We start from the raw sequence: 22836 nt of genomic DNA, 5'->3' as shown, positions 1-22836 counted from the left end.
TTAAGTAAATTAGTAGCTTAACAAATTTATATTCAGAAACTAACGAAGTTTGACTAAATAATTAGTGCATCAATTGATCATTAATGAGCACCCAGTAATTTTAAAATAAAATTCTATTTTTGTGAGAGATATACCTTAATAAACCTGATATGAAGAAATTGATCCTGTTAGCAATTTGCCTTAGCTTTAGCGCCATTACATTTGCACAAAGCACTATTAAACCTGCAGGTGCAGGTGTTACCTATGGTAAAACGGTTACAGCAGACAATGCGGTAACTACCGAAGCGCTTAATACCACCCTTAGCACCGATAGTGTTTACAATGGTAAAATTACCGGTACTGTAGTGGAGGTTTGTAAAAAGAAAGGCTGCTTTATGAAATTACAGCAAGCCAATGGTACACCTATAATGGTGCAGTTTACAGACTACGCTTACTTTATGCCGCAAAATATTGTAGGTAAAACCGTAGTGGTAGAAGGTAAGGCCAAAGTGAAAGAAACTTCGGTTGAGCGTTTAAAGCACTATGCTGCAGATGCAGGTAAAACCAAAGAAGAGATAGCCATGATTAACACACCCAAGAAAGATATCGCTATTATGGCGGATGGTGTGCTGGTAGTTAAATAGTGAAACCTTATTTATATTAAAAGCCTGTAAGAAATTACAGGCTTTTTGCTTTATGGCCTTTTATGTATAATTTCATCTAACCAACTGGTATTAAACAGCTAAAACAATGAGTAAAAAGGAAAAAGTATTGGATGCTATTTTGTCGCAAGGTATGCTGCCATTGTTTTTTTATGAGGATGCTGAGGTAAGCCTCGAGATCATCCGTACTATGTATAATGCGGGGGTAAGGGTCATAGAATATACAAACAGGGGCATAGAGGCGCTGAGCAACCTGTATAGTATCAAACAAAGGGTTTCAGTAGATATGCCCGGACTTTACCTGGGTATAGGTACCATTAAAACAGGTTTAGAAGCCGAAGCTTTTGTAGATGCCGGGGCAGATTTTATAGTATCGCCAATAATTGATAGCGAAGTTGCGCTGGTAGCCAACAATTACGACCTGCTGTACATCCCGGGATGTATGACACCCACCGAGATCCACGTGGCGCAACAATACAACACCAGGCTTATTAAGATCTTCCCGGCTAATATACTTGGCCCGGCTTTCATATCGTCCATTAGAGAGCTGTTTCCGGGGCAATTGTTTATACCAACCGGCGGGGTGGAATTAGAAGCCGCGAATATCGCCGAATGGTTCCGCGCAGGGGTGTGTGCGGTAGGTATGGGAAGCAAATTAATAAGCCGTAATGTTTTAGACAACAGACTGTACAGCCAGCTATATAACGATACCCTTAAAGCCCTCGAACTGGTGCAGCTAAGCAAATAAAAGAATTACCTTTGCCATATGGAGCATCAATCAAAAGACCCGCTACACGGCAAAACATTAGAAGCTATCCTGAAAGCTTTGGTAGCCCACCTGGGCTGGGCCGAAATGGGGTACCGCATCCGCATCAATTGTTTTTTAGATAACCCAAGCATCAACTCAAGCCTTAAGTTTCTGCGCAAAACGCCATGGGCACGTACCAAGGTTGAGGACTTATACATCGAATTTCACAAAGAGATGAAGGGGTAATTTCCCGGGTGTCCCACAAATTATGACGCAGTGCGGGAGGGATACTTAATTAACTGTATATTAAGGATTTATATAATACGAGCATTCAATCGTAATTAAAGTAAAGCTTTTGCTATAATTAATTAATAATTTGTAAATTAATTATTTATAATTTTTATTGAGGTGTCCCACTTTTTAAAAAACGGGACGGAATGGGACACCTGTTTACGGCTCGTCCTCAAATAAGTTTACAGTATTGGTTGTTACGCTATTTCGCCATTGTTGGTGTTGTCACCAACAATCACATTTTCACCATTTCGCCATTGTTGTTGTTGTTACCAACAATTACATAGATTAATATAAATAACGTATAGTTTTTGGTGACAACACCGACAACGGCGGTTAAAACTTTCGCTATTGTTGGAGTTGTACTCAACAATTACATGGGTTAATGAATAACTTATAGTTGTTGGTGACAACACCAACAACGGCGGTTAAAGTTTGGCATGACCATTACTTAGTTACGCTACCCATGCTTTTTTTTCATGTTCATTTTGGCCTTGGTTCCTGAGCTGTAGTTGTACGTTTTCGAATTCTCAGGTTTCTTCTCATGGAAAGCCTCACCCGGTACGTATTGGTTAGGGTCGGGTTTGATATGCTTTTTAGCCTTGGCCTGTTCTTTTTCTTCTTCCTTCTGCTTGCGGTCTTTCTCTATCACCAGGTCTTCGGGCAGTTCGGCCCTTTGCATTTTTTGCCCGGTGGCCTGTTCAATGCGGCGCACCTGGTCAAGTTCGAGATCGGTCGCGAAGGTTAAAGCTAAGGTTTCATCATCCGCGTCAATATTATGGTTTTCAATGTGCTGTATGTAAATTTCTTTTTCGGCAGGCAGGTCAAGATGGATAATGAACGGGATACCCGTAACATCACTTTCTGCCCCGCTTTCATTCGCTACAATTAACACACGCAGGCTGCCATCAATCTTAAATTCTTCAATGTTATTAACCTTATTGTATTCGAATGATAGCGGGTTTATCATCACCACAGCTTTACGCAATTTGTTAGACAGGCTTTTGTAAACCGTTTCGGCAGTAAGGCGGGTATTGGTGAACACTACCGTTTTGGTGATCAACTCTTCATCATGTAAGAACAGGTTCAGCAGGTTTAGCTTGGTGCCAAAGTTGGGTACATGGTAAAGCATTTGAGGGTGAACCGGCAGTTGTTCATCGGGCATTTCCTCAACCTCAATAGTTGCGGGCTGCAGCATAAAGGGTGCTATCATCTTTTCCAGCCTGGCGTGCATTACCTCGGTAAATATCAAACGCTGGGCGCGGCCAATGCTGTTAGCCAGTTCTACGACAGGCAGTTGCAAGCCTTTCTTAACTATAAGCTGCGCGTCGTCCACCGCAAAAAAATCAACTTTGTTAAGGTTCAATCCAAGCTTAAGGTAAATGGCACGGGCCCTGTCGGGGGTAGCCACCACAATGTCGGCACCTTCTGCAAGGTCATCCATATTTTGCTCGGTAGTTTGGCCGGGGTGCAGGCTTACCAGGCGGATGGTTTTGTTACGGTTCAGCCTGTCGAACTGTGCCAGTAGCTCAAATACCTTCTCCTGATCGGGGGCAAGTATAAGCGCTTTGGGTACGCCATCGGCGCTGTGTTTGAAACGGTTTAGGGTAGCCAAAACCAACACAGTTGTTTTACCGCAGCCTTCGGCCCCAATAGCAACCACATCCTGCCCGCCAATAATGCGGTTAAGTGTTTTTAACTGTATTTCTTTAGGGGTGTTAAACCCTGCTTCTAATACCGATTTTATTAATTGCTTATTCAGCTTAAATTTTTCTGCCCACGCCATTTCAAAAATATAAAGAGCGCAAAGATACCAAAACCATCCCGCTTTAGGGAATTGCTTCATCTGTAGATTACACAGTTGAAGTTTGGAACGGAATTAAAATAAAAAGATATATATTCAGCCCACCAATTACTCAAAAAATAATACCATTCAATGTCTAAAGACAAAAGCTTAGCAGCTGTAGCGCTTATCACCTCTTTGTTTTTTCTCTGGGGTTTCGCCCTTAACTTAAATCCTATACTTATACCGCACCTTAAAAAGGCCTGTCAGCTAACAGATTTCCAATCCTCGCTTATAGATTCCGCATCATACGTAGCTTACTTTCTGTTGCCTATCCCGGCGGCGCAATTCATGAAAAAGTATGGGTATAAAGGCGGTATCATATTAGGCTTGCTGTTGTTTTCGGTAGGGGCCATGTTGTTTTACCCGGCTGCCGCTGTGCGTAATTACGCGTTCTTTTTAGGGGCTTTGTTTGTGGTTTTTTCGGGAATGGCATTTTTAGAAACAGCCGCCAACCCGCTCATCACCTTAATTGGCGATCCCAAAAGTTCAACCATTCGCATTAATCTGGCGCAAACGTTCAATGGCATGGCAGCGGCATTCGCGCCCTATATTGGCGGCACGTTCATTCTATCAGGTACGGTTTTAACAGATGCACAGGAAAAAGCTATGCCTCCTGCCCAGCTCGAAGCCTACTTGAACCACGAGGCTTCATCTGTACAAATTCCTTTTGTAGTTATCAGCATAGCGGTACTACTGGTTGCCATTTTGGTTTGGCGTACGGCATTCCCGGTTATTAAAGAAGAATCGCCGGAGGTAAGCGCCATAGAGAACAAACCTTTATTTGGAAGGATAAAAAACCTCATCAAAAACAAGCACCTCATGTCGGGCGTATTAGCCGAGTTCTTTTACGTGGGCGGGCAGGCTTGTGTAACCAGCTTCTTTATCCGCTACAGCGAGCATGTTGCCGGCTTTGGCGAACACCGCGCGGCAACGCTATTAAGCGTCGCATTATTGCTGTTTATGTTGGGCCGCTTATCGGGTACCGCGTTAATGCTGGTGTTTAACCCGGTAAAGCTTTTGGTAACATATTCCATTATCAACATAGGGCTTATTGCCGCTGCGGTAACCTTACATGGTGCAGGCGTTGTTTATGTACTGATGGCGGTGTTATTTTTTATGTCTATCATGTTCCCAACCATATTTTCGTTAAGCATAAAGGGCTTAGGGCCACAAACTAAGCTGGGTTCATCTTTAGTAATTATGGGGATTGTAGGCGGCGCTGTATTGCCGCCAATAATGGGCCGTATTTCTGATGCTACCAACATCCAGATCGCCTACATCGTTCCGGGCGTATCCTTCGTTATGATCCTCTGGTTCGCATTGAGGAATTTGAAGGTGAAGAAGGTGGAAATGGTGGCGGGGCATTAATAGGTATCATTAATAAGAACGTTGCGAGGTACGAAGCAATCTTTTTAGGATAATTCGCCTATTAGTTTTTCATTAGGATTGTGCTGTTCTAAGTTGTATGGCCTGTGGATGTTCATTTCTTTTCTCTCAAAAGAAACGAACCAAAGAAAAGTCGCGGCTGGTGCCACCTTCTTTGAAAGTTAATGCTGCTGCAAGGCCAATGCTATCCGAATGTGCCAAGGCCGCATTAAGGACGGTGTCGTTGGGTTTATCAAACTCTAATTACAATCAAATAAACTAATTCACAGGACAAGTATTGAGGAGCGGTGGGCCGACAAAAAACCGGGGCCGATGGGTAAAGGCCTGTGGGGGAAGGATTTTTTTGTCTTGATTTTTTGCTTCCTTTTGTATCAAGACAAAATAAGTAGCCCCTGCGGCAATGAGCAGACTGACGGTCAAAAAAGCACTACCCTGTCAACATGCAATTGCTTTGTATCTCAATGACGCGCAAAATAAGAAGCTTTTCTTCAATAAACTACTAACCTACAATATCCCCTTCATCACTTCCCATACATTATTGGCCAAAATTTTAGCGCCGGCTGCCGTTGGGTGGATGCCATCTTTTTGGTTTAAGCTACGCACGCCTCCAACACCTTGCAGCAGGAAAGGAACCAGTGTCATATTATTTTTTGTTGCCAGCCTGGGGAACATTTCTTTAAAATCGGTAGCGTAAGTAGCGCCCATGTTTGGCGGTACTTGCATGCCCAGCATTACCAGTTTGGCTTTAGGATATTTCGCTTTTACGTGGTCAATAATAGTTTGCAGGTTTTGCTCAGTCTCTTTTACCGGGATGCCGCGCAGGCCATCGTTGGCGCCAAGTTCGAGCACAAATACGTCTATATGTTGTTTTAGCAGCCAGTCTATACGGCCTTTGCCGCCTGCAGATGTTTCGCCGCTAAGGCCGCCGTTGATGATCGTATAAGGCAACTTTGCCGAATCTATCTTGGTTTGCAGTACACTCGGGTACGATTCTGACGGGTCATCCAGTCCATAGCCTGCCGACAAGCTATCGCCAAAAACTAAAATGCTTTTGGTTGATGTAGCAGCCGTGGCGGTTTTGGTGGTGTCGGTTGCCGTGGCATCGGTTGATGTTGATTTGCTGCCGCAACTTGCAAGGGTTATGGAAAGCGCTAGGGCTGAAGTTATTTTAAGTTTATTAATCATATTATAGTTCTTATGAATTAGACCGCAGAATTTCCAACGGTGGTTTGTTAAGGATGCCACGGCTATTGAGCAGGCCTATGATAACCGTTAACAAAGTAATAATAAAAAAGATGGCCACCACCGGTAAAAAGTTAACGGCGTAGGGCATGTCAAAAGTGTATTTTGCCAAAAGCCAGCTGCCACCAATGGCAATTACGATGCCGGTAAGGGCAGATAGCGCGCCAAGGAACAGATATTCTAATGCTGTTATGGCGAAGATCTGCCTGCGGCTGCCACCAAGGGTGCGCAGCAAAACGCTCTCCTGTATGCGCTGGTATTTGCTGATACGAACAGATGATATGAGCACAATGATACCCGTAATGATGCTAAAGCCACTCATAAACTTAATAACATAGCCGATCTTGCCAAGCAATTCATCAAGCACATTTAGTATCAACCCAAGGTCGATAATAGATACATTGGGAAACTGCTTAACAACCACCTGCTGATATTTTGCAGAAACGGCATTGTTGGGCACGTGGGTAAGCAATACGTGGATCTGTGGGGCGTCTTCCAAAACCCCGGTAGGGAATACCACCTGAAAGTTTGTTGAAACCTTGTTCCAATTTACCTTACGTATACTGCTGATATAAGTGTTCATCATAACACCCTGAACGTTAAAGACTAATTTATCGCCAACTTTAGCGTTGATGCGTTGGGCAAAACGTTCTTCGGCAGATACGGGGATATCTTTGCCGGGGTCGGCTTTGCCTTCCCATTTACCCGCGGTTATTTTCTCCGAATTGGTTGTGGAGTCGCGATAGGTAACGCGGTACTCGTAGGTAAAGGCCCGTTCGGCAATGTGCAGTGTGCTATCCTTTTTTGCATCAGCGGCAGTTTTGCCGTTCACTTTCTCCAGCCGCATGGTAATGATGGGGACTTGCGATAGTACCGGCAGGCCTTGCTTAAGGGTAAGGTCGGCAACGGCTTTTTGTTGCGAACCCTGAATGTCAAACAAGATCATATTAGATTGATTATCGCCGGTTGACAGCGTTACCTGCCCTATAAGCAACTGTTGTATAAGAAACAGTGTAGCAATGAATGCCGTGCTTAAACCAATAGAAACTGTTAAGATGATAGTTTGGTTATTGGGCCTGTACAAATTGGCAAAACCCTGCCGCCAGATGTAACTCCAACCGCTCATGACCAATACCCGGGTAAAACGGATAAGCAGCCACGCAATGGCGGTAAGGACAAGAAAGGCGACAGCAATACCAATAGTGAAGAATACTGCACCCATCCAGTTGCCAATTTGCAGGTAAGAGAATGAAGTAATAAATAACACCACCAAAATATAAACCAACCAGCGGAACGGATCGCGGATAGTGGTGGTATCATCAAACGAAAGCCTTAAGGTGTTTAGCGGCGATATATTGCGGATAGAGATCAGTGGGAGTAGGGCGAACAGGATAGAAATGATCAACCCCAGTAAAATGCCCTGCCCGATAGCCAGCCAGGAGATACTTACCGATATGGTGATAGGCAGAAAATCTTTAAGCACCAAGGGCAGCAAATGCTGGATAGCCGTACCCAGGATAGCCCCGGCTACCGAGCCAATGAGCCCAATGCCTGTAATCTGTATCAGATAGATCAAAAATGCTTCAGAAGCTTTAACGCCCATGCAGCGCATAATGGCAATTGAGCGGATCTTCTCGCGGATGTAGATATTGATGGCGCTTGCCACACCCACACAGCCCAGCAGCAGGGCTATAAAACCCACTAACGACAAGAACCTCGACAGGTCGCCGAACGAGCGACTGGTGCCTTCCTTTTTACCTTCTACGGTATCGTAATTAAAACCGGCCTTATCCAGTTGGGTTTCCATTCCCTTGGCCAGTTTTTCTACATTGGTTTTGTTGTTGAATTTGTAATAGTAGCTATAGTTGATACGGCTGCCTACCGTGATCAAGCCTGTTTTGCCCAGGTACTGCATGGGGATATAAACCAAGGGCGCAACACTTGCCGCGATGCCGGTTTGCCCTGGCGCTTTATTAAGCACACCTGCAATGGCAAAGGTTTCGTTACCAACTTTAATAGAATCGCCCACCGTGGCATTAAATTGCAACATCAGCGTTTTATCGACCAGGGCATATTTACCGGTTTTAAATGAGCGGCCTGCCTGCACAGGCGTGGTTTCAAGATCGCCGTAGTAGGGGAAATTGCCTTCCAAAGCCTTTACCTGCACCAACCTTGTTGACGAACTTTTAGGGAAAAGCACCATTGATGGAAAACTACGCTCCTGCGAACGGTCGTCGCCCAGTTTTTCTAATACCTTTTGCAGCTTATCGTCAGGTTCTTTATTACCGCTAATGGTAAGGTCGGCACCAATCAAAGTTGCCGCTTGTTGGTTAATATCATTCTGGATGTTGTACCTGAACGAATAAATGGCCACCAAAGCCGCTATACCAAACACTATTGATGAGATGAATAGCAACAGGCGCGAGCGGTTTCGGCGGCTATCGCGCACAGCCATTTTAAAAAGCCAGGCAAAGTTTATCTTCCTTTTAAAATTTACGTTATCCATGGGTGCGTTATTCATTACCGGTCCTGTCATCGGCAACTAACTTGCCACCCTTAATTTTAATGATGCGTTGTGTTTTGGCCGCCAGTTCCAGGTCGTGCGTTACTAACACAAGGGTTGTGCCCGCCTCGCGGTTCAGGTCGAAGATGAGTTTAACTACCTTTTCGCTGGTTTCGGCATCTAAATTCCCGGTAGGTTCATCGGCAAACAGGATCTTAGGCGAGTTGGAGAATGCCCTTGCCAACGATACGCGCTGCTGCTCGCCGCCCGATAGCTGGGCAGGGTAATGGTACCCGCGGTCGGCAAGGCCAACCTTGTCCAGCAGGTCCAGCGAGCGCGCTTTGATGTTTTTCTCGCCTCGTAGCTCCAAGGGCACCATCACGTTCTCTAAAGCGGTGAGCGTTGGCAACAGTTGAAAGTTCTGGAAAATGAAGCCTACATATTGGTTACGTACCTGCGCCCGTTTGTCTTCGCTCAGGTTGGTAAAGCTTATTCCGCTTAGCTCAACAATGCCGCTGGTGGCGCTGTCAAGCCCGGCGCAAAGCCCAAGCAGCGTAGTTTTACCACTTCCAGATGGGCCGACGATGGCATTGGTAGAGCCCGCGCCAATGCTGAAATTGATGTTATCTAAAACAGTCAGTTCGCGGCCCGCGCTTTTATAGGTTTTGTTAAGGTTGACTATGTTTAGTATGGTTTCCAAGGCAGTTGAGTTGTATGATTAATCAGTAAATAACAAAGAATAATTTGTAACAATAGTTTGTAAAGTAATTACTTACACAAGCATTACATTCGTTTACAGTTTTTTAAACGCCAAATATTTTTTACACTTGCATAATAACATATGCACATGCAACAATATCCCGGGCAGCAACGCATTTTAGCAGCTGTGGACTGTATTATATTTGGTTTTGATGGCTGGAACATCAAATTGTTACTGGTAGAACGCGATCTTGACCCTGAAAAAGGAAAATGGAGCTTAATGGGCGGTTTCATCCACTCGTCAGAAAGTCCGGAAGATGCTGCCAACCGCGTTTTGGAAGAGCGCACAGGCCTTAAAAATGTTTACATGGAGCAGTTTAGGGTGTTTGGTAAACCCGACCGCGACCCGGTAGAGCGTACCCTATCTATCGCTTATTTTGCCTTGATAGATATTCAACAATACGAAAAACAGCTTACTGACGCTAACCACCCCGAGTGGTTTTTGCTCGACGAAATGCCCGACCTGGTGTTTGACCACGCCGAAATGGTAGCCATAGCCAAGAAGCAGCTGCGTTACAAAGCGGCGCTGCACCCCATATTATTCCAGTTATTGCCAGAGCGGTTTACTATACCGCAACTGCAAGCCCTGTACGAAGGCGTTTACCAAACCGATTTTGACGACCGTAACTTTAGCCGCAAGCTACTATCTACAGGCCTGCTGGTTAAACTTGCTGAAAAGGACAAGCAATCATCAAAAAAAGGGGCGTTTTATTACCAATTAGACCAATCTAACTACGAGAAGAAGTTTGAGAAGTTTTTGAACCTGGTGCCAAACCCCGATAAATTCTTTTAGTACCCTAACGGCCAATTTACAAACATAACAATCAGATATATTCGGGTTTACAATAAAACTGCTTACATTTAAAGCACTTGTGTGCAATATTTATACAGGTACACATAAACCGGTTTAAGTTGAATAGTGTAAAGGCATTTTGTGTTTTATTAACATCCTTATTGGTTTGTTGCAGTGTTTTAGGTTTCGCCCAAAATACAACCAGCCAGGGTAAGGAGTTCTGGACCGCCTATATGTCGCACCAGGAAGATGCCGGGCCCAGCAAAATGGCGCTTTATATTACAAGTGACGAGGCCACAACCGTAAAGGTAGAAATAGCCGATAATAGTTTCCCGGCTATTGAGCAGGATGTTAACCCACACCAGATAACCATTATAGAGGTTCCCAAGGTCGCGTTTCTAAAATCTGCCGGGCAATATTTACAAGGCATACACATAACGTCACCAAAAAATATAGCCGTTTTCGCGCATATTTACGCTAACGCGGTATCGGGTGCTACACTTTTATTACCTGTATCGGTTTTGGGTAAAAATTATTTTTCTATTAACTATACCCAAAAATCAAACGCCCCGTCAAGCTCGGCCTTTATGATAGTTGCCACAGAAGACGAAACCACTGTAGAAATAAATTCACCTGTATTTATACGTGGCTTGGGCAGGCCTAACGTTGCGCATACTATAAAGTTAAAAAAAGGAGAGGTTTACCAGGCTTTATCAACAGATGATCTAACCAATACCAAGATCAGAAGTGTAAGCTCGGTAAATGGGGTGTGTAAAAAAATAGCGGTATTTTCCGGTAGTACCAAAATTGGGATAGGTTGCGATGCCGTTCCTTCCGTTCAATTTAGTTCTGATAACCTTTTCCAGCAGGTTTACCCAACAACATCCTGGGGGAAGCAATATATTACGGTGCCTTTAAAAAATCGTAATTATGATATATTCAGGGTGTTTTTAAGCGAACCTAATACTACCATTACTGTAAATGGCAGTGTAGTGCCCCCTGCCGAGATCAAAAGCAACAATGTGTACGAATTTTCTTCTAATGCCACAAATGTTATATCAGCTAATAAACCTATACAGGTAGTGCAGTACGCCGTTACCCAGGGGCGAACAATGAACAGCTGCGAATTAAACCAGTTTGATGTTGGCGACCCGGAGATGATATACCTTAACCCGCTCGAACAAACTCTTAACCATGTTACCCTTTACTCGGCCGATGCTTATAAGATAACCCGAAATTATATAAATGTTGTTATAAAGGCAGATAAGGCAGCTACGTTTAAACTCGATGGTATAACTTACGGCGATTTTGCAATTATTCCCAACAGTAACGGTTACGCGTACGCGCAGATAGAAGTTGGGGCCGGCACACATTATATAAGCGCCGATGATGGTTTTAACGCCATTGCCTATGGTTTTGGCGACCATGAATCATACGGATATTCGGCAGGGGCAAACCTTAAAAATTTAAACGAGTATATCAGTTTTATTGATCCTGCTACAAATACAAGCCAGCTTAATGGGTGTGCCGGCATACCTTACAAGTTACAACTGGTGCTGCCCTATCAAACCACCCAAATAAAATGGGATTTTAAAGATGGCACCGCAGTGCAAACATTTGATAGCCCGGTTGGCATCCCTTTTCAAAAGGATGGTGTTACACTCTACCGCTACGATTATCCCGGTAATAAGCTGTACACAAAAGGCAGGTATAGCTATACCGCTACGGTTATTAACCCACTTGCTGATGAATGCGGTACATCAAAGGATGTGGATTTTGATTTTGGCATTGCCGATTTTGCCCAGGCAGCCTTTAGTATCAGCGGAAACTTATGCAGCGCGACAGAAATAACCCTGCACGACGAATCTGTTGCAGACCCCGGGAGTATAACCAAAATAAAGGTTTGGTGGGATTATGTTAACCACCCTGATATTTATGAAGTGTACAACAGCGGCGACCTGGCTGCAGATAATAACTATCATCATACATATGATTATTCGGCAACATCAACCTTTTACACCGTAAAAATGGTTGTTTACACCGGAGAGGGAGGTTTGTGTGATAATGGGGTTGAACACCAGGTGGAAATAAAAGGCAGCCCAATGGTGACTATGGGTACAATAGCCCCCATGTGTATAGATGCCGGTAAAATACAAATAGTAGTGAATAGCCACGGATTTGCAGGGACGGGCCGGTTTAGCGGCCCGGGTGTTAATCCTATCACAGGGTTGTTTGATCCGGTTGCATCCGGCGCCGGCAAATTTACTATTGCATACCGTTTTGTGGCACCAAATGGCTGCGATGCTTTGGTTACGCAAGATATTGTAGTAAACCCTTTACCAACAGCTGATATTGGCGACATTAACCTGCTGGAGGGTGAGAGCGTTGTATTAAAACCCAGGGTTTCCGGTACAGGGCTTACTTATCAATGGGTGCCATCAACCGGTTTAGATAACCCAAATACCCTAAATCCTATGTGCTCTGCAACTGAAGATGTTACATACCGGCTAACCGTTACTACAGCCGCCGGTTGTTCGGTTTATGACGATGTTTTTGTAAATGTGCTTAAAAAACCAATAGTTGTAAATGCCTTTACACCCAATGGCGACGGTATAAATGATACCTGGGGAATTAAATATTTAGATACTTACCCGGGAAATACAGTTGATATATACAACAGACAGGGAGAAAAGGTATATTCGTCTGTTGGTTACGCAACACCATGGGATGGCCGGTACCGTGGTAATGTACTGCCAACCGGAACCTATTACTATATCATAAACCCCAAAAATGGCCGTAAGGTTATTTCGGGAAGTGTTACCATACTTAAATAATGTTGAAGAAACCTTTACTCTTGATCGCGATATTTTTTTGCCTCGGCAGTGTAACCTATGCCCAGCAAAAGCCACAGTATACGCAATACATTTTTAATAACTATTTGCTTAACCCTGCTGTTGCCGGTATTGAGAACTATACCGATGTAAAGCTGGGATACCGAAGCCAGTGGACAGGCTTGGAGGGGGCACCTACTACAGCATATTTTAGTATTAACGCTCCCATAGGTACGGCTTTTACTCAAGGCGACGCCTCTTCTTTTCCATCCGGTGGCGATAGCCCTTACAGCAGGCTATACACGCAGGAGTACCGTGCTGCCGAACCACACCACGGTATAGGTTTTATGCTGGTTACCGATAAGGCCGGCCCAATAGATCAAACAAATATAGCTGCTACCTATGCGTATCATTTAGGTATCAGCGAAAAACTGAATTTAGCGGTAGGTGTATCTGCCGGGTTTAATCACCTGCATTTAAACACATCTATGATAACCTTAGAGAACCAGAACGACCCTGTTTTAAATAACATAAACGGCAACCAATGGAAGCCCGATGCGAGCGTAGGTATCTGGGCCTATTCATCAACATATTACTTTGGGGTATCTGCCCAGCAAATATTACCTCAAAACCAGTACATAACAACCGGGAGTGGGTCAAATCTCAGCAAAACCGTGCCGCACTATTTTGCCACAGCAGGGTACAAATTTTACCTGTCTGATGATGTGAGCTTTTTGCCATCGGCCCTAATTAAGTTTATACAGCCTGCGCCAACCTCATTCGATATTAATGCCAAGCTATCTTTCCGCGACAGGTTTTGGTTTGGCGGGTCGTACCGTAAAGATGATTCTTTTGGAATACTGGCAGGCTTTAACCTAAACTCGTTCATTAACGTTAGTTACTCCTACGATGCAACCACATCTGCCCTGCGTACGGTAAGCAACGGCTCACACGAAATAGTGTTAGGCATAATGCTCAACAACGTATATAAGCTAACCAGCCCGCAGCATGGATGGTAGCGTTTGGTTCATAGTTGATGGTTCATAGCTCATAGTAATACGAAATAGTTATATGGCATTTAGGTTTGAAGATTTGCAGGTTTGGCAGATAGCACTGGAACTTGGTGAAGATATAAATCAACTCACTAAACTATTCCCTAAAGAAGAAATTTACGTTATTACTTCCCAAATAAAAAGAGCTGCGGATTCCGTGGTGCTAAACATTGCTGAAGGTTCCACCGGACAAAGCAAAGCGGTATTTAAAGTTTTCTTGGGCTATTCATTACGATCAGCAATTGAGGTGGTAAGTTGTCTTTTTGTCATTAGAAAAAGAGGATATATTTCTAATGATGATTTCGCAAGGCTTTACTCAGAGTATGAGACCTTGGTAAAAATGATAACAGCTTTGAGAAATTCTCTCAAGTAAGTCCATTTTGAGGAGCCACCATGAAACCATGAACTATCAACCATAACCTGTCTTATAACTCCTTCCTCAACCTTGCCACCGGGATATTCATTTGTTCGCGGTATTTGGCAACGGTACGGCGGGCTATATTGTAGCCAGCCTCTTTCAGTATTTCGGTCAATTTTTCGTCGGCAAGGGGATGGCGCTTGTCTTCTTTGCCAATATGCTCTTCCAGTATTTTCTTAACCTCTTTGTTAGACACCTCTTCGCCGCTTTCGGTTTGTATAGCTTCGCTAAAGAAAGATTTGAGCAGAAAGGTGCCAAACTCGGTTTGTACATACTTAGAGTTGGCCACACGCGATACGGTAGATATATCCATTCCAATGCGGTCGGCAATATCTTTCAATATCATCGGTTTCAGATTTTTGTCATCGCCGGTTAAAAAGAAATCGTACTGGTACTGCATAATGGCGTTCATAGTTTTAAGCAGGGTTTGCTGGCGCTGCTTAATAGCATCAATAAACCATTTTGCCGAATCTAATTTTTGCTTAACAAACTGTACTGCCTCTTTCAGCTTTTTATCTTTTTGAGATGCCTTATCGTAATGCTGAAACATCTCCTGGTAAGAACGGCTCACCTTTAATTCGGGCGCGTTTTTAGAGTTTAAGGTAAGTATCAGCACACCATCGTTATTCTTAATATGAAAATCGGGTATCACCTGCATTTGTTTGGTGCTTACCTCGTTACTGTCGCCCGGTTTTGGGTTAAGCTTCAATATCTCGTTCACCACACCCCGCAGCTCAATGGAAGTAAGGTTTAACGATTTCTCCAGTTTATCGTAGTGTTTGCGGGTAAACTCATCCAGGTAATTTTCAACCACCAGTATTGCTTTGCGGATAATTGGGTCGTTAGGGTCTTTTTTGCGGAGTTGTATTAGCAGGCATTCCTGCAGGCTGCGCGCGCCAACACCAGGGGGGTCAAAGCTTTGGATCACTTTCAGCATATCCTCAACCTCTTCATCCTCGGCTATAACATTTTGCGAGAATGCCAGGTCATCGGTTAACGACATGATAGGCCTGCGCAGGTAGCCGTCATCATCTAAACTGCCTATAATTTGTTTGCCAATGGCAAAGTCTTTATCAGATACGGGTAAAAGATCCAGCTGTGCCTGCAGGCTCTCAAAAAATGAGCTTTGTACAGCAATAGGTATTTCTTTACGTTCGTCTTCGTCGTCGCCATTCTGATCGTAACGGCTGCCATAATCGTTTACGTTATCATCCTGTAAATAATCGTCGATGTTAAATTCATCCATCGGGCCCTGCTCGTCATCGCTGTTATAGGTGTCTTCGTCGGGGTCGCGGTCGGGGTATTGTTCTTCGGGTTCGCTAATGGTTAAACTAAGGTCTTCAAGCGCGGGATTCTCTTCCAGTTCTTCTTTAATACGTGTATCAAGCGATACGGTAGGTACCTGCAGCAATTTTATAAATTGTATTTGCTGTGGCGATAATTTTTGTAAGAGTTTTTGTTGAAGGTTCTGTTTAAGCATAGTAGTAGACGAAGCCAAAAATACACCAATTACATTAAAGTTTATAAATTACTTATAAAGGGCATATTTACGTTCTAAAATGCTTTTGCGGGAATTTTGTTTGGACATGCGGCAGTTTTTTTGGTAACTTTAATTACACACAACAATTAAAATTATGGGATTTGTAAAAGAGTTTAAAGAGTTTGCGGTAAAAGGTAATGTATTGGACCTGGCTATTGCGGTAGTTATAGGTGGAGCGTTTAGTAAAATAGTGAGCTCGCTGGTAGAGGATATTATTACCCCGGCTGTGCTTACCCCGGCTTTAAAGGCCGCCAACCTATCAAACTTAAGCCAGCTGGTAGTACCCGGTACAGCTATAAAATACGGTAACTTTTTATCACAGGTGATTTCTTTTATCATCATTGCGCTATCGCTGTTTATCATTATTACAGCCATTAACAGGTTTAAAAAGAAAGAAGAGGTGGCGCCAACCGTTGCCCCGCCTGCACCATCGAAAGAGGAAGTTTTATTGGGTGAGATAAGGGATATATTGGCTGCCAAGAACGTTTAGGTTTTGGCAGCAACAGATGATTTACGGACGATAGCCCTGTCTTTTCCTGAAGCCACCGAGGAGTTACACTTTGAGAAAACATCTTTTAGGGTAAATAAAAAGATTTTTGCTACCGCGATGCCGGGGCAGGATAGGGCTACCGTAAAACTATCTGCCACTGATCAGGACGCGTTTTGTACCTTCGATAGTAATGTAATTTATCCTGTGCCCAACAAGTGGGGTAAACAAGGCTGGACACATATCAACCTTAAAACCATTCAACCCGAAATGCTTACCGGCATCCTTAAGGCCGCCTATTACGAAGTAGCGCCCAAGCATCTTGCCGCGCAAATACTTTTCTAATAACACCAAACAATTCAACAATCAAGCAATTTTTCACTAAATCACTAAATCACTAAATCTACTCAAACGTCTTGGCCAGCTTGGGATTTGTTAATATTACATAGTCGCCCAGTTTGGCAAACTTGCTCCAGTCGGGGTTATCAAAGCTCTCATCCGCATACGCTTGTATATTGATGATGCGTACTTTAGGCAAATACTTTTTTAACTGTGCCGCAGTGCCCAGCTTTTCCTCGCTGTGGAAACCACCATTCACCTGGAATACCTTATAGCCGCTATGCGCCTTAAGAAATTGCGCGATGTTCCAGCCCATGGTAGCATCCCATACGTTTTGCGATTGATAGATCTTTAAATTGCCCATCGCATTGTGCCCACCCATAATGGTCACAAACTTTTCGTAATAAACGCCGGTAGCTGTATCAATAGGCAACGGGGCCAGCCAGCCTTTAGCGGTTGGGCTAAGTTTATCGAGGCTGCTTAAGCTGTTGCGGGTAACCATATTGGTGTAGCGGGTTGGGGCATTGGCCGCAATTACCGGCAAATGTGCTGCCTTGGCTGTTTCTACCATAGGGCGGTAGTCTTTATAGTTCTTCCAGGCGCGGCCCTCGCTAATTAAGTTCTTTTCGCGGATCAGGTCGGCCAAGTACTCGTTAAGTATCGTCTGGCAATCGGTTTGAAACATCTCCATAGACAATGCTGCCTTCCCAGGGTATTTATCGGCAATTTTTTTAAAAAGCAGGCTTTCTAAATAATGGCCCGTACTATCATTGTGTTCTTCGCCAAAAAATAGTACGTCGGCCTTGTCAAGGTCAGCAATAATTTCGTCGGCGGTTGCTAAGCGCTGTTTAGCAGTGTTATATATTTTGTAGTTTTGCGCCATCGGGTCCTGGCAAAAAGCAAAAGTGGGAATCAAAAGCAGGAATAAAAGGGCTGTAAATTTCATATTGTAATGAGGTATGTTAATAAGTTGATAAATATCGATTATCAAATTACAACATTACTATTTGAAAAAACTAAAAAAAAGGCTACATTTGCGCTCTTGTTTTTAAAAGGACGATAAGAATAATAGATTAATATATCATGAAAAGAACGTTTCAGCCCTCACAAAGGAAAAGAAGAAATAAACACGGTTTCCGTGAGCGTATGTCAACTGCTAACGGCAGAAGGGTATTGGCAGCAAGAAGAGCCAAAGGCAGAAAAAGATTAACTGTATCTGACGAGCGCAGCCACAAAGCATAATTCTGGTTGTTTACTCCTTGTAAAAGGGGCTGACCCGCTTGTGTAAACATATTTTCGGTTCAGCATCAACAACTATGTATACTTTTAAAAAAGAAGAACGGTTATGTAACAAAAGGCTTATCGACGGGCTTTTTCATAACGGTTCTTCTTTTTTATGTTACCCTTTTAAAGCTTCCTGGATGCTTACCACCGGTGAGCAGCAATTCCCCGTGCAGATCGTTTTTTCTGTAGCCAAGAAGCGCTATAAACGCGCGGTAGACCGTAACCTGGTTAAACGCCGCATGCGCGAGGCCTATCGCCTCCACAAACAATCCTTACTTTACGATGCGCTAAATATATCCGAAAAAAAGCTTGTACTTTCCATCAGCTACATTGGTAAAGAAATATCATCCTACGATTTTTTTGAAAAGAAAATGATCAGGCTGTTGAACCAGCTTGCAGGGGAGGCTATTAAATGAAAACTTTGTGGGAGGTAAATAAGCGGATCTTTAGCGCGTTATTTTTACTGCTGATAAAAATATACCAGTACCTTATTTCGCCCATTTTACCAAATTCGTGCCGGTACACACCTACCTGTTCGCAATATGGCATCGAGGCTATTAAAAAGCACGGCCCGTTCAAAGGTGGTTGGCTTACTCTTAAACGTATCGGCCGCTGCAACCCATGGGGTGGCCACGGCCATGATCCGGTACCTGATTAAGCCAAAAGTTTAAAGTGGAAAGTCAAAAAATGGTCAATCTGTTAATGCTATTCGCTTTTTAATTTTGACTTTTTAATTTTGACTTAGAATGATATTACAGATAGAAACAGCAACAACATCGTGCTCGGTAGCATTAGCTAACCGGGGGCAGGTGTTGGCATTTAAAGAGGTTGACCAGCGGAATATACACGCGGAGGTTATTACTGTTTATATAGACCAGATACTGGCGCAAAGCAACGTTACTTATGCCCAGCTTGATGCGATTGCGGTTAGCTGCGGCCCGGGTTCATACACCGGGTTGCGTATAGGTGTATCTACTGCCAAAGGCTTGTGCTTTGCGTTAGATAAACCCTTAATAGCTGTAGATACTTTAGCCGCTATGGCAAGAGGTTTAGTAGCTAATAATGAAACTGAAGGCGATGTATTGCTATGCCCAATGATAGATGCCCGCCGTATGGAGGTCTACACGGCCATACTTAACCAGGCAGGTGACGTTATACAGCCTACCGCGGCCGAAATTATTGATGCCAATAGCTTTGCCGATATCCTTTCAGAAAATAAAGTGCTTTTTTTTGGCGATGGCGCCGATAAGTGTAAGGATGTTTTAGGCGATAACCCTAACGCGCAATTCCTGCCAAACTTCGCAAATTCGGCAAAGCATCTCACTTCCATCGCTTTAGAGAAATTCAACCACGCTGATTTTGTTGACGTGGCTTACTTTGAACCTTACTACCTTAAAGATTTTATTGCCGGTAAGAAGGCGGGAGCTTAACTGCCGTCGTCTCTTTTTGGGTGGAATACGCTATCCCATAAGCGTTTCAGGAAGCCCGGCCTTTCGCCCATTGGTATAAAGCTGGCATTCATTGGGTGTTCAATTACGTTGCCGAATTTAAGCGAGAAGCCCAGGAAGAAATCGGCCCCCGTGAATGAGCCCGACTTGTTAATTTGCGAATCACTTTTGCCAACGCCCGCCCTAAATAAATTAGCCGACTGTACAACCCTGTCGCTGCCTATATAAAACTCCACATTAGGGGTTTTTACCATAAACTGCAAGCCTGCATTAAAAAGCCCAAAGTTATTGTATGAAGTTGTTAACGTGCCTACAAGGTTATTGTATTGGAGGGGGTTAACCAAAGCGGCGGTGTACCCATCATAAAACACTTCTTTTTGAAGGACGATGGTTGGCGAATATTTAAAGCGCTTGTCGTAATCAAGCCAGTAAGATTTATTGGCGCTTAGCTCAAGTTTGCCATTTGTTGGGGTAACATAAGAACCCTGCGTATCTCCCGAACGAATGATGTCGAAAGTGTTGGCATATAAATTATCCTCCCTTCGTGGGCCGCTTATGTTTTGAATAGTGCGGGTGGTGTTAAAATTACTGGTGATAGATTTTTTGTACCAGTGTATAAAGCCAAGATCCTTAACGTTAAGCTGAATGTTAAAATTATCGCGTGTGCGGATGGTTGAACCAAGGCTTATTGATGCACCCGGACTCCTGAAGTTTGGCAAAATATCACGGGCGGCAAATTCGCCGGGTGTAAAGTTGATGCGGTATCTGCCCTGCAGGCTAAGGTCGGCCCTGTCATTAACCCTGTCAAAATCAATCCTGGACCGGTCTATTTGTAACTGCTGATATTGTATACCCAGCAAAGCACTCAGTTTAATACCAAATGCAAAGTTCTTAGTCACTTGTTCGCGATACGTTGCGCTAAACTGGTGGTAAGTTTGGTAGGTGTAGCTGTTGTTAAAAATATTGTCGTAAGATCGGTCGGTAAAAGGGCCGGTATTGTTTAGCAAAAGCAAACTTTCATCAGTAAAAATGCCACGCCCATCTGCCCGGGTTTGTACCGAAAAGCCTATCTCCTGGTTACCGTCTAAACTTCTGAAAGATTTAAACATTAACGAATAAACGTTTGCGCTTACGTTTGCCCGGCTAAACCTGCCTTGGTTAAGGGTTAATCCGGCACCCGCGTATTTGCCTAAAAAAGCGCGGCTTTTTAATGGTGCCTGGCCGTTGCCGGTTACATAAACGTTGCTGTTGAAATTTGGTATGAACAGGTTAAAAGCATATTGCCTGCTGCTATCCGGAATAAACGAGGCCCGGGAGGGGTTCTCGAACGAATCGAATAATGTACCTGTGTTATACTGGGAAAACTGCTGGCCAAAAGATGCAAGGGATATAAGTAGAAAACAAAAAGCCAGTAAAATATTCTTCATACACATTCGCAATGCCATGGGTTGTATCTGCTTGTTATAGCCGTTTACCCCGTAGCTAATAATAGGGTATTTAACGTAAATATGGCGTTTTTGGTTGTGTTTTAATCTCTTTTTTTACTAACAGTAGTATCCGGCATGTTTTGTAACAGGCAAAAGTTGGTGTAAAAATTTTTATCGGTTGCGGCAAATTGATAAGACGCGCCGTAAAAGTTCCTAAGAGATAATGAATTGTTTTTATAAGCAAGATAAAACCCATCTTTTAAACCATCCTTTAATATTTGCTGGGCATTTTTAAAGTGAATAAAAAAGGCTACGTTGCTTTTTTCGGCCAATAAATTATCAAACTTTACATACTGCTCTGTTTTATTCAGGAACTTACGGTTAAGATACGTATCGTTATAACTCGCCAGTTCGTTGGCGGTGTTAGCCAGTATCAGATAATTATCAATAATACGGAAGTAAGGTTTTTTAAAAGCGTTAAAAGCATCACCCAATAAGAAATAGGGTAGTTTGCTATAGTTAAACTGCCCAACATCATCACTTGTCATGTTGCTGATGTTGGTCATGAACGGCCTAAGCTTTGTGCCGTTCTTAACTGTTACAATAGCGAATTTCTCCTGGTAACGGGTGGTTATCACCGCAAACTCGTTACCCAAAAGCTTGTTAAATTCGGTGTTAAGGTTTATGCCTGTCTCCGTTTTAATTTTTGTGAATAACGCGTCCTTTTCTTTTTGCAGGCCCGCTTTATTATGAAAGTCTGAAAGATCGGCGGCAAACCCGGCAGCATCAGATACGGCCAAGTTAGTTGCATACGCGGTTGTGGCCGGGTATATGTCGCGCAATTGGTTGGCAACAGGTTGCTGGTTGGTAAATATATTTAAGTATGTGCCCGGCCTTTGTGTTTCAATATTTGTGTAGCCGCTAAACATCACGGCATCGTTTTTAAAATTCAGGTTTAACGCGGCCAGGGCTGGTAGCAACCTAAAAGGTTTAAAAATATCGGTATTGCTGTTTTTAAATAGTTGGTTAAACAAGGGGCCAAGGGCCTCATAATTTATATAAAGATTGGCCAGCGAGTTTGAGTTTTGCTGATCGGGCAGCAGCATAAAAGCGCGCCTGTTTTTGTCAGGCTGGTAATTAGCCGCTTGGGTGATCAACTCTTTAGAAAAACTGCCCGTGTAGATATTGGCGTCTATATTAATAAGGTAGAACCGTTTCTTTAACGCGTTAAAAAAGATATTATACCCGCGCTTTTCGCCAATTTTTAAGGGTGTTATCAGCATGCCGGTTTTTTGCTGCCTGGCAAGTTTATCATACTCTGCAGGGTCAATATCTTTTGAGGTAGATGAGGTCAGCAGCAGGTCTACCTGCGTGCTTTGCGGCGGGAATATCGACACAAACACATTGCGCCCCGTAAAAAACGAACTTAAGGCAGTATTATTAAATAGTACCTTTCGAACAGTATCCAGGTCGGCCAGTTTTTCTTCGCCAATAAGGTTTTGCAGCAGGGTATTACCGGTGTATATATCGTAAAAGCTTTTTTCGTTGGGAAATTCAAATACCAGTGAGGCACCATCCGGAATTGTACGCATAATGTTACCGGCATGTACACCCGATGTATTTAAGTTTTTAAAATACTTAACGGTTATATATGCCGTAGCGGCAATTAAAATTAAAGTAAAAGCTATCAGTCTTTTCATTCCGTGTTTGCGTGCGCAATTTATGTTTAATTAGTGATTTAGATTAGTGATTTAGCGATTTATTGAATTAGTGATTTATTGAATTAGTGATTTGATGATAT

22 protein-coding genes are annotated in these 22836 nt (G+C 43.4%); 14 read left to right on the top strand and 8 right to left on the bottom strand.

All coding sequences use genetic code 11. The features are described from left to right. Nucleotides 1-149: 149 nt before the first annotated feature. From ACFQZI_RS18065 to ACFQZI_RS18055, 3 genes are all read left to right on the top strand, one after another. Nucleotides 150-623: a DUF4920 domain-containing protein gene (locus tag ACFQZI_RS18065; protein WP_377145002.1), complete on the top strand. Its 474-nt coding sequence runs from the start codon at nt 150-152 to the stop codon at nt 621-623. A gap of 106 nt (nt 624-729) precedes the next feature. Next, complete coding sequence (locus tag ACFQZI_RS18060) at nt 730-1389, top strand: bifunctional 4-hydroxy-2-oxoglutarate aldolase/2-dehydro-3-deoxy-phosphogluconate aldolase (protein WP_377145000.1); 660 nt, start codon at nt 730-732, stop codon at nt 1387-1389. Between the two features lie 18 nt (nt 1390-1407). Beyond that, nucleotides 1408-1635: a VF530 family protein gene (locus tag ACFQZI_RS18055; protein ID WP_377144999.1), complete on the top strand. Its 228-nt coding sequence runs from the start codon at nt 1408-1410 to the stop codon at nt 1633-1635. A gap of 505 nt (nt 1636-2140) precedes the next feature. Here the strand turns inward: ACFQZI_RS18055 and ACFQZI_RS18050 are convergent. Next, nucleotides 2141-3466 (bottom strand): DEAD/DEAH box helicase, encoded by a 1326-nt coding sequence (locus ACFQZI_RS18050; protein ID WP_377144997.1) that lies wholly within the window; start codon nt 3464-3466, stop codon nt 2141-2143. 150 nt (nt 3467-3616) lie between these two features. On the opposite strand from ACFQZI_RS18050, the gene fucP reads away from it, so the two are divergent. Further along, nucleotides 3617-4894, top strand: a complete 1278-nt coding sequence (fucP, locus tag ACFQZI_RS18045) for an L-fucose:H+ symporter permease (RefSeq protein ID WP_377144995.1) — start codon at nt 3617-3619, stop codon at nt 4892-4894. 522 nt (nt 4895-5416) lie between these two features. Here fucP and ACFQZI_RS18040 read toward each other — a convergent pair. Genes ACFQZI_RS18040 through ACFQZI_RS18030 form a run of 3 tightly spaced genes read right to left on the bottom strand, consistent with a single transcriptional unit; the run spans nt 5417 to nt 9357 of the window. Then, complete coding sequence (locus tag ACFQZI_RS18040) at nt 5417-6097, bottom strand: arylesterase (protein ID WP_377144994.1); 681 nt, start codon at nt 6095-6097, stop codon at nt 5417-5419. Nucleotides 6098-6107: 10 nt separating this feature from the next. Beyond that, entirely contained in the window at nt 6108-8675 is a 2568-nt protein-coding gene (locus tag ACFQZI_RS18035; RefSeq protein ID WP_377144992.1) for an ABC transporter permease, read from the bottom strand. Further along, nucleotides 8668-9357 (bottom strand): ABC transporter ATP-binding protein, encoded by a 690-nt coding sequence (locus ACFQZI_RS18030; RefSeq protein WP_377144991.1) that lies wholly within the window; start codon nt 9355-9357, stop codon nt 8668-8670. The genes ACFQZI_RS18035 and ACFQZI_RS18030 overlap by 8 nt, the downstream gene beginning before the upstream one ends. 147 nt (nt 9358-9504) lie before the next feature. On the opposite strand from ACFQZI_RS18030, the gene ACFQZI_RS18025 reads away from it, so the two are divergent. The 4 genes from ACFQZI_RS18025 (at nt 9505) to ACFQZI_RS18010 (ending at nt 14465) form a co-directional block, all read left to right on the top strand. Next, complete coding sequence (locus ACFQZI_RS18025) at nt 9505-10209, top strand: NUDIX hydrolase (protein ID WP_377144989.1); 705 nt, start codon at nt 9505-9507, stop codon at nt 10207-10209. A 119-nt stretch (nt 10210-10328) separates the two neighbouring features. Beyond that, nucleotides 10329-13043: a gliding motility-associated C-terminal domain-containing protein gene (locus ACFQZI_RS18020; protein ID WP_377144987.1), complete on the top strand. Its 2715-nt coding sequence runs from the start codon at nt 10329-10331 to the stop codon at nt 13041-13043. Next, entirely contained in the window at nt 13043-14059 is a 1017-nt protein-coding gene (locus ACFQZI_RS18015) for a PorP/SprF family type IX secretion system membrane protein (RefSeq protein ID WP_377144985.1), read from the top strand. The genes ACFQZI_RS18020 and ACFQZI_RS18015 overlap by 1 nt, the downstream gene beginning before the upstream one ends. A 52-nt stretch (nt 14060-14111) precedes the next feature. Beyond that, nucleotides 14112-14465, top strand: a complete 354-nt coding sequence (locus ACFQZI_RS18010) for a four helix bundle protein (RefSeq protein ID WP_377144983.1) — start codon at nt 14112-14114, stop codon at nt 14463-14465. Nucleotides 14466-14517: 52 nt separating this feature from the next. Here the strand turns inward: ACFQZI_RS18010 and rpoN are convergent, their stop codons facing one another. Next, the gene (gene rpoN, locus ACFQZI_RS18005) at nt 14518-15990 is read right to left on the bottom strand and encodes an RNA polymerase factor sigma-54 (protein WP_377144981.1); all 1473 of its coding nucleotides are present in this window, start codon (nt 15988-15990) and stop codon (nt 14518-14520) included. A 154-nt stretch (nt 15991-16144) separates the two neighbouring features. On the opposite strand from rpoN, the gene mscL reads away from it, so the two are divergent. Further along, nucleotides 16145-16540 carry a large conductance mechanosensitive channel protein MscL gene (mscL, locus tag ACFQZI_RS18000; protein WP_377144979.1) on the top strand — a complete coding sequence of 132 codons (396 nt, stop codon included), beginning with the start codon at nt 16145-16147 and terminating at the stop codon, nt 16538-16540. A 3-nt stretch (nt 16541-16543) separates the two neighbouring features. After that, nucleotides 16544-16882, top strand: a complete 339-nt coding sequence (locus ACFQZI_RS17995; RefSeq protein WP_377144977.1) for an MmcQ/YjbR family DNA-binding protein — start codon at nt 16544-16546, stop codon at nt 16880-16882. Nucleotides 16883-16940: 58 nt separating this feature from the next. Here the strand turns inward: ACFQZI_RS17995 and ACFQZI_RS17990 are convergent, their stop codons facing one another. Continuing rightward, nucleotides 16941-17822, bottom strand: coding sequence for a ChaN family lipoprotein (locus ACFQZI_RS17990; RefSeq protein ID WP_377144975.1), 882 nt, complete (start codon nt 17820-17822; stop codon nt 16941-16943). Nucleotides 17823-17959: 137 nt separating this feature from the next. Between ACFQZI_RS17990 and rpmH the strand changes: the two genes are divergently transcribed. From rpmH to tsaB, 4 genes are all read left to right on the top strand, one after another. Beyond that, complete coding sequence (gene rpmH / locus ACFQZI_RS17985; protein ID WP_377144974.1) at nt 17960-18118, top strand: 50S ribosomal protein L34; 159 nt, start codon at nt 17960-17962, stop codon at nt 18116-18118. A 74-nt stretch (nt 18119-18192) separates the two neighbouring features. Beyond that, nucleotides 18193-18576 (top strand): ribonuclease P protein component, encoded by a 384-nt coding sequence (locus tag ACFQZI_RS17980; protein ID WP_377144972.1) that lies wholly within the window; start codon nt 18193-18195, stop codon nt 18574-18576. Then, entirely contained in the window at nt 18573-18818 is a 246-nt protein-coding gene (gene yidD / locus ACFQZI_RS17975) for a membrane protein insertion efficiency factor YidD (RefSeq protein ID WP_377144970.1), read from the top strand. The genes ACFQZI_RS17980 and yidD overlap by 4 nt, the downstream gene beginning before the upstream one ends. Nucleotides 18819-18906: 88 nt before the next feature. After that, nucleotides 18907-19590 carry a tRNA (adenosine(37)-N6)-threonylcarbamoyltransferase complex dimerization subunit type 1 TsaB gene (gene tsaB / locus ACFQZI_RS17970; protein WP_377144968.1) on the top strand — a complete coding sequence of 228 codons (684 nt, stop codon included), beginning with the start codon at nt 18907-18909 and terminating at the stop codon, nt 19588-19590. On the opposite strand, the gene ACFQZI_RS17965 is transcribed toward tsaB, so the two are convergent. Together ACFQZI_RS17965 and ACFQZI_RS17960 are read right to left on the bottom strand one after the other, a co-directional pair. After that, nucleotides 19587-21035: a DUF5723 family protein gene (locus tag ACFQZI_RS17965; protein WP_377144966.1), complete on the bottom strand. Its 1449-nt coding sequence runs from the start codon at nt 21033-21035 to the stop codon at nt 19587-19589. The genes tsaB and ACFQZI_RS17965 overlap by 4 nt on opposite strands. 101 nt (nt 21036-21136) lie before the next feature. After that, nucleotides 21137-22735: a hypothetical protein gene (locus ACFQZI_RS17960; protein ID WP_377144964.1), complete on the bottom strand. Its 1599-nt coding sequence runs from the start codon at nt 22733-22735 to the stop codon at nt 21137-21139. Nucleotides 22736-22836 lie beyond the last annotated feature (101 nt).

The sequence above is a fragment of the Mucilaginibacter lutimaris genome (genome assembly GCF_042676625.1).
Classification (GTDB): Bacteria; Bacteroidota; Bacteroidia; order Sphingobacteriales; family Sphingobacteriaceae; genus Mucilaginibacter; species Mucilaginibacter lutimaris.
The sequence above is the reverse complement of the archived record's forward strand: the minus strand, read 5'-3'. Positions and strand labels throughout refer to the sequence as shown.

Excerpts from the sequence above, each read along its gene's own strand:
- ACFQZI_RS18065 (WP_377145002.1), top strand. The coding sequence starts at position 150 with ATGAAGAAATTGATCCTGTTAGCAATTTGCCTTAGCTTTAGCGCCATT.
- ACFQZI_RS18060 (WP_377145000.1), top strand. The coding sequence starts at position 730 with ATGAGTAAAAAGGAAAAAGTATTGGATGCTATTTTGTCGCAAGGTATG.
- ACFQZI_RS18055 (WP_377144999.1), top strand. The coding sequence starts at position 1,408 with ATGGAGCATCAATCAAAAGACCCGCTACACGGCAAAACATTAGAAGCT.
- ACFQZI_RS18050 (WP_377144997.1), bottom strand. The coding sequence starts at position 3,466 with ATGGCGTGGGCAGAAAAATTTAAGCTGAATAAGCAATTAATAAAATCG.
- fucP (WP_377144995.1), top strand. The coding sequence starts at position 3,617 with ATGTCTAAAGACAAAAGCTTAGCAGCTGTAGCGCTTATCACCTCTTTG.
- ACFQZI_RS18040 (WP_377144994.1), bottom strand. The coding sequence starts at position 6,097 with ATGATTAATAAACTTAAAATAACTTCAGCCCTAGCGCTTTCCATAACC.
- ACFQZI_RS18035 (WP_377144992.1), bottom strand. The coding sequence starts at position 8,675 with ATGAATAACGCACCCATGGATAACGTAAATTTTAAAAGGAAGATAAAC.
- ACFQZI_RS18025 (WP_377144989.1), top strand. The coding sequence starts at position 9,505 with ATGCAACAATATCCCGGGCAGCAACGCATTTTAGCAGCTGTGGACTGT.
- ACFQZI_RS18015 (WP_377144985.1), top strand. The coding sequence starts at position 13,043 with ATGTTGAAGAAACCTTTACTCTTGATCGCGATATTTTTTTGCCTCGGC.
- ACFQZI_RS18010 (WP_377144983.1), top strand. The coding sequence starts at position 14,112 with ATGGCATTTAGGTTTGAAGATTTGCAGGTTTGGCAGATAGCACTGGAA.
- rpoN (WP_377144981.1), bottom strand. The coding sequence starts at position 15,990 with ATGCTTAAACAGAACCTTCAACAAAAACTCTTACAAAAATTATCGCCA.
- mscL (WP_377144979.1), top strand. The coding sequence starts at position 16,145 with ATGGGATTTGTAAAAGAGTTTAAAGAGTTTGCGGTAAAAGGTAATGTA.
- ACFQZI_RS17990 (WP_377144975.1), bottom strand. The coding sequence starts at position 17,822 with ATGAAATTTACAGCCCTTTTATTCCTGCTTTTGATTCCCACTTTTGCT.
- rpmH (WP_377144974.1), top strand. The coding sequence starts at position 17,960 with ATGAAAAGAACGTTTCAGCCCTCACAAAGGAAAAGAAGAAATAAACAC.
- ACFQZI_RS17980 (WP_377144972.1), top strand. The coding sequence starts at position 18,193 with ATGTATACTTTTAAAAAAGAAGAACGGTTATGTAACAAAAGGCTTATC.
- yidD (WP_377144970.1), top strand. The coding sequence starts at position 18,573 with ATGAAAACTTTGTGGGAGGTAAATAAGCGGATCTTTAGCGCGTTATTT.
- tsaB (WP_377144968.1), top strand. The coding sequence starts at position 18,907 with ATGATATTACAGATAGAAACAGCAACAACATCGTGCTCGGTAGCATTA.
- ACFQZI_RS17965 (WP_377144966.1), bottom strand. The coding sequence starts at position 21,035 with ATGAAGAATATTTTACTGGCTTTTTGTTTTCTACTTATATCCCTTGCA.
- ACFQZI_RS17960 (WP_377144964.1), bottom strand. The coding sequence starts at position 22,735 with ATGAAAAGACTGATAGCTTTTACTTTAATTTTAATTGCCGCTACGGCA.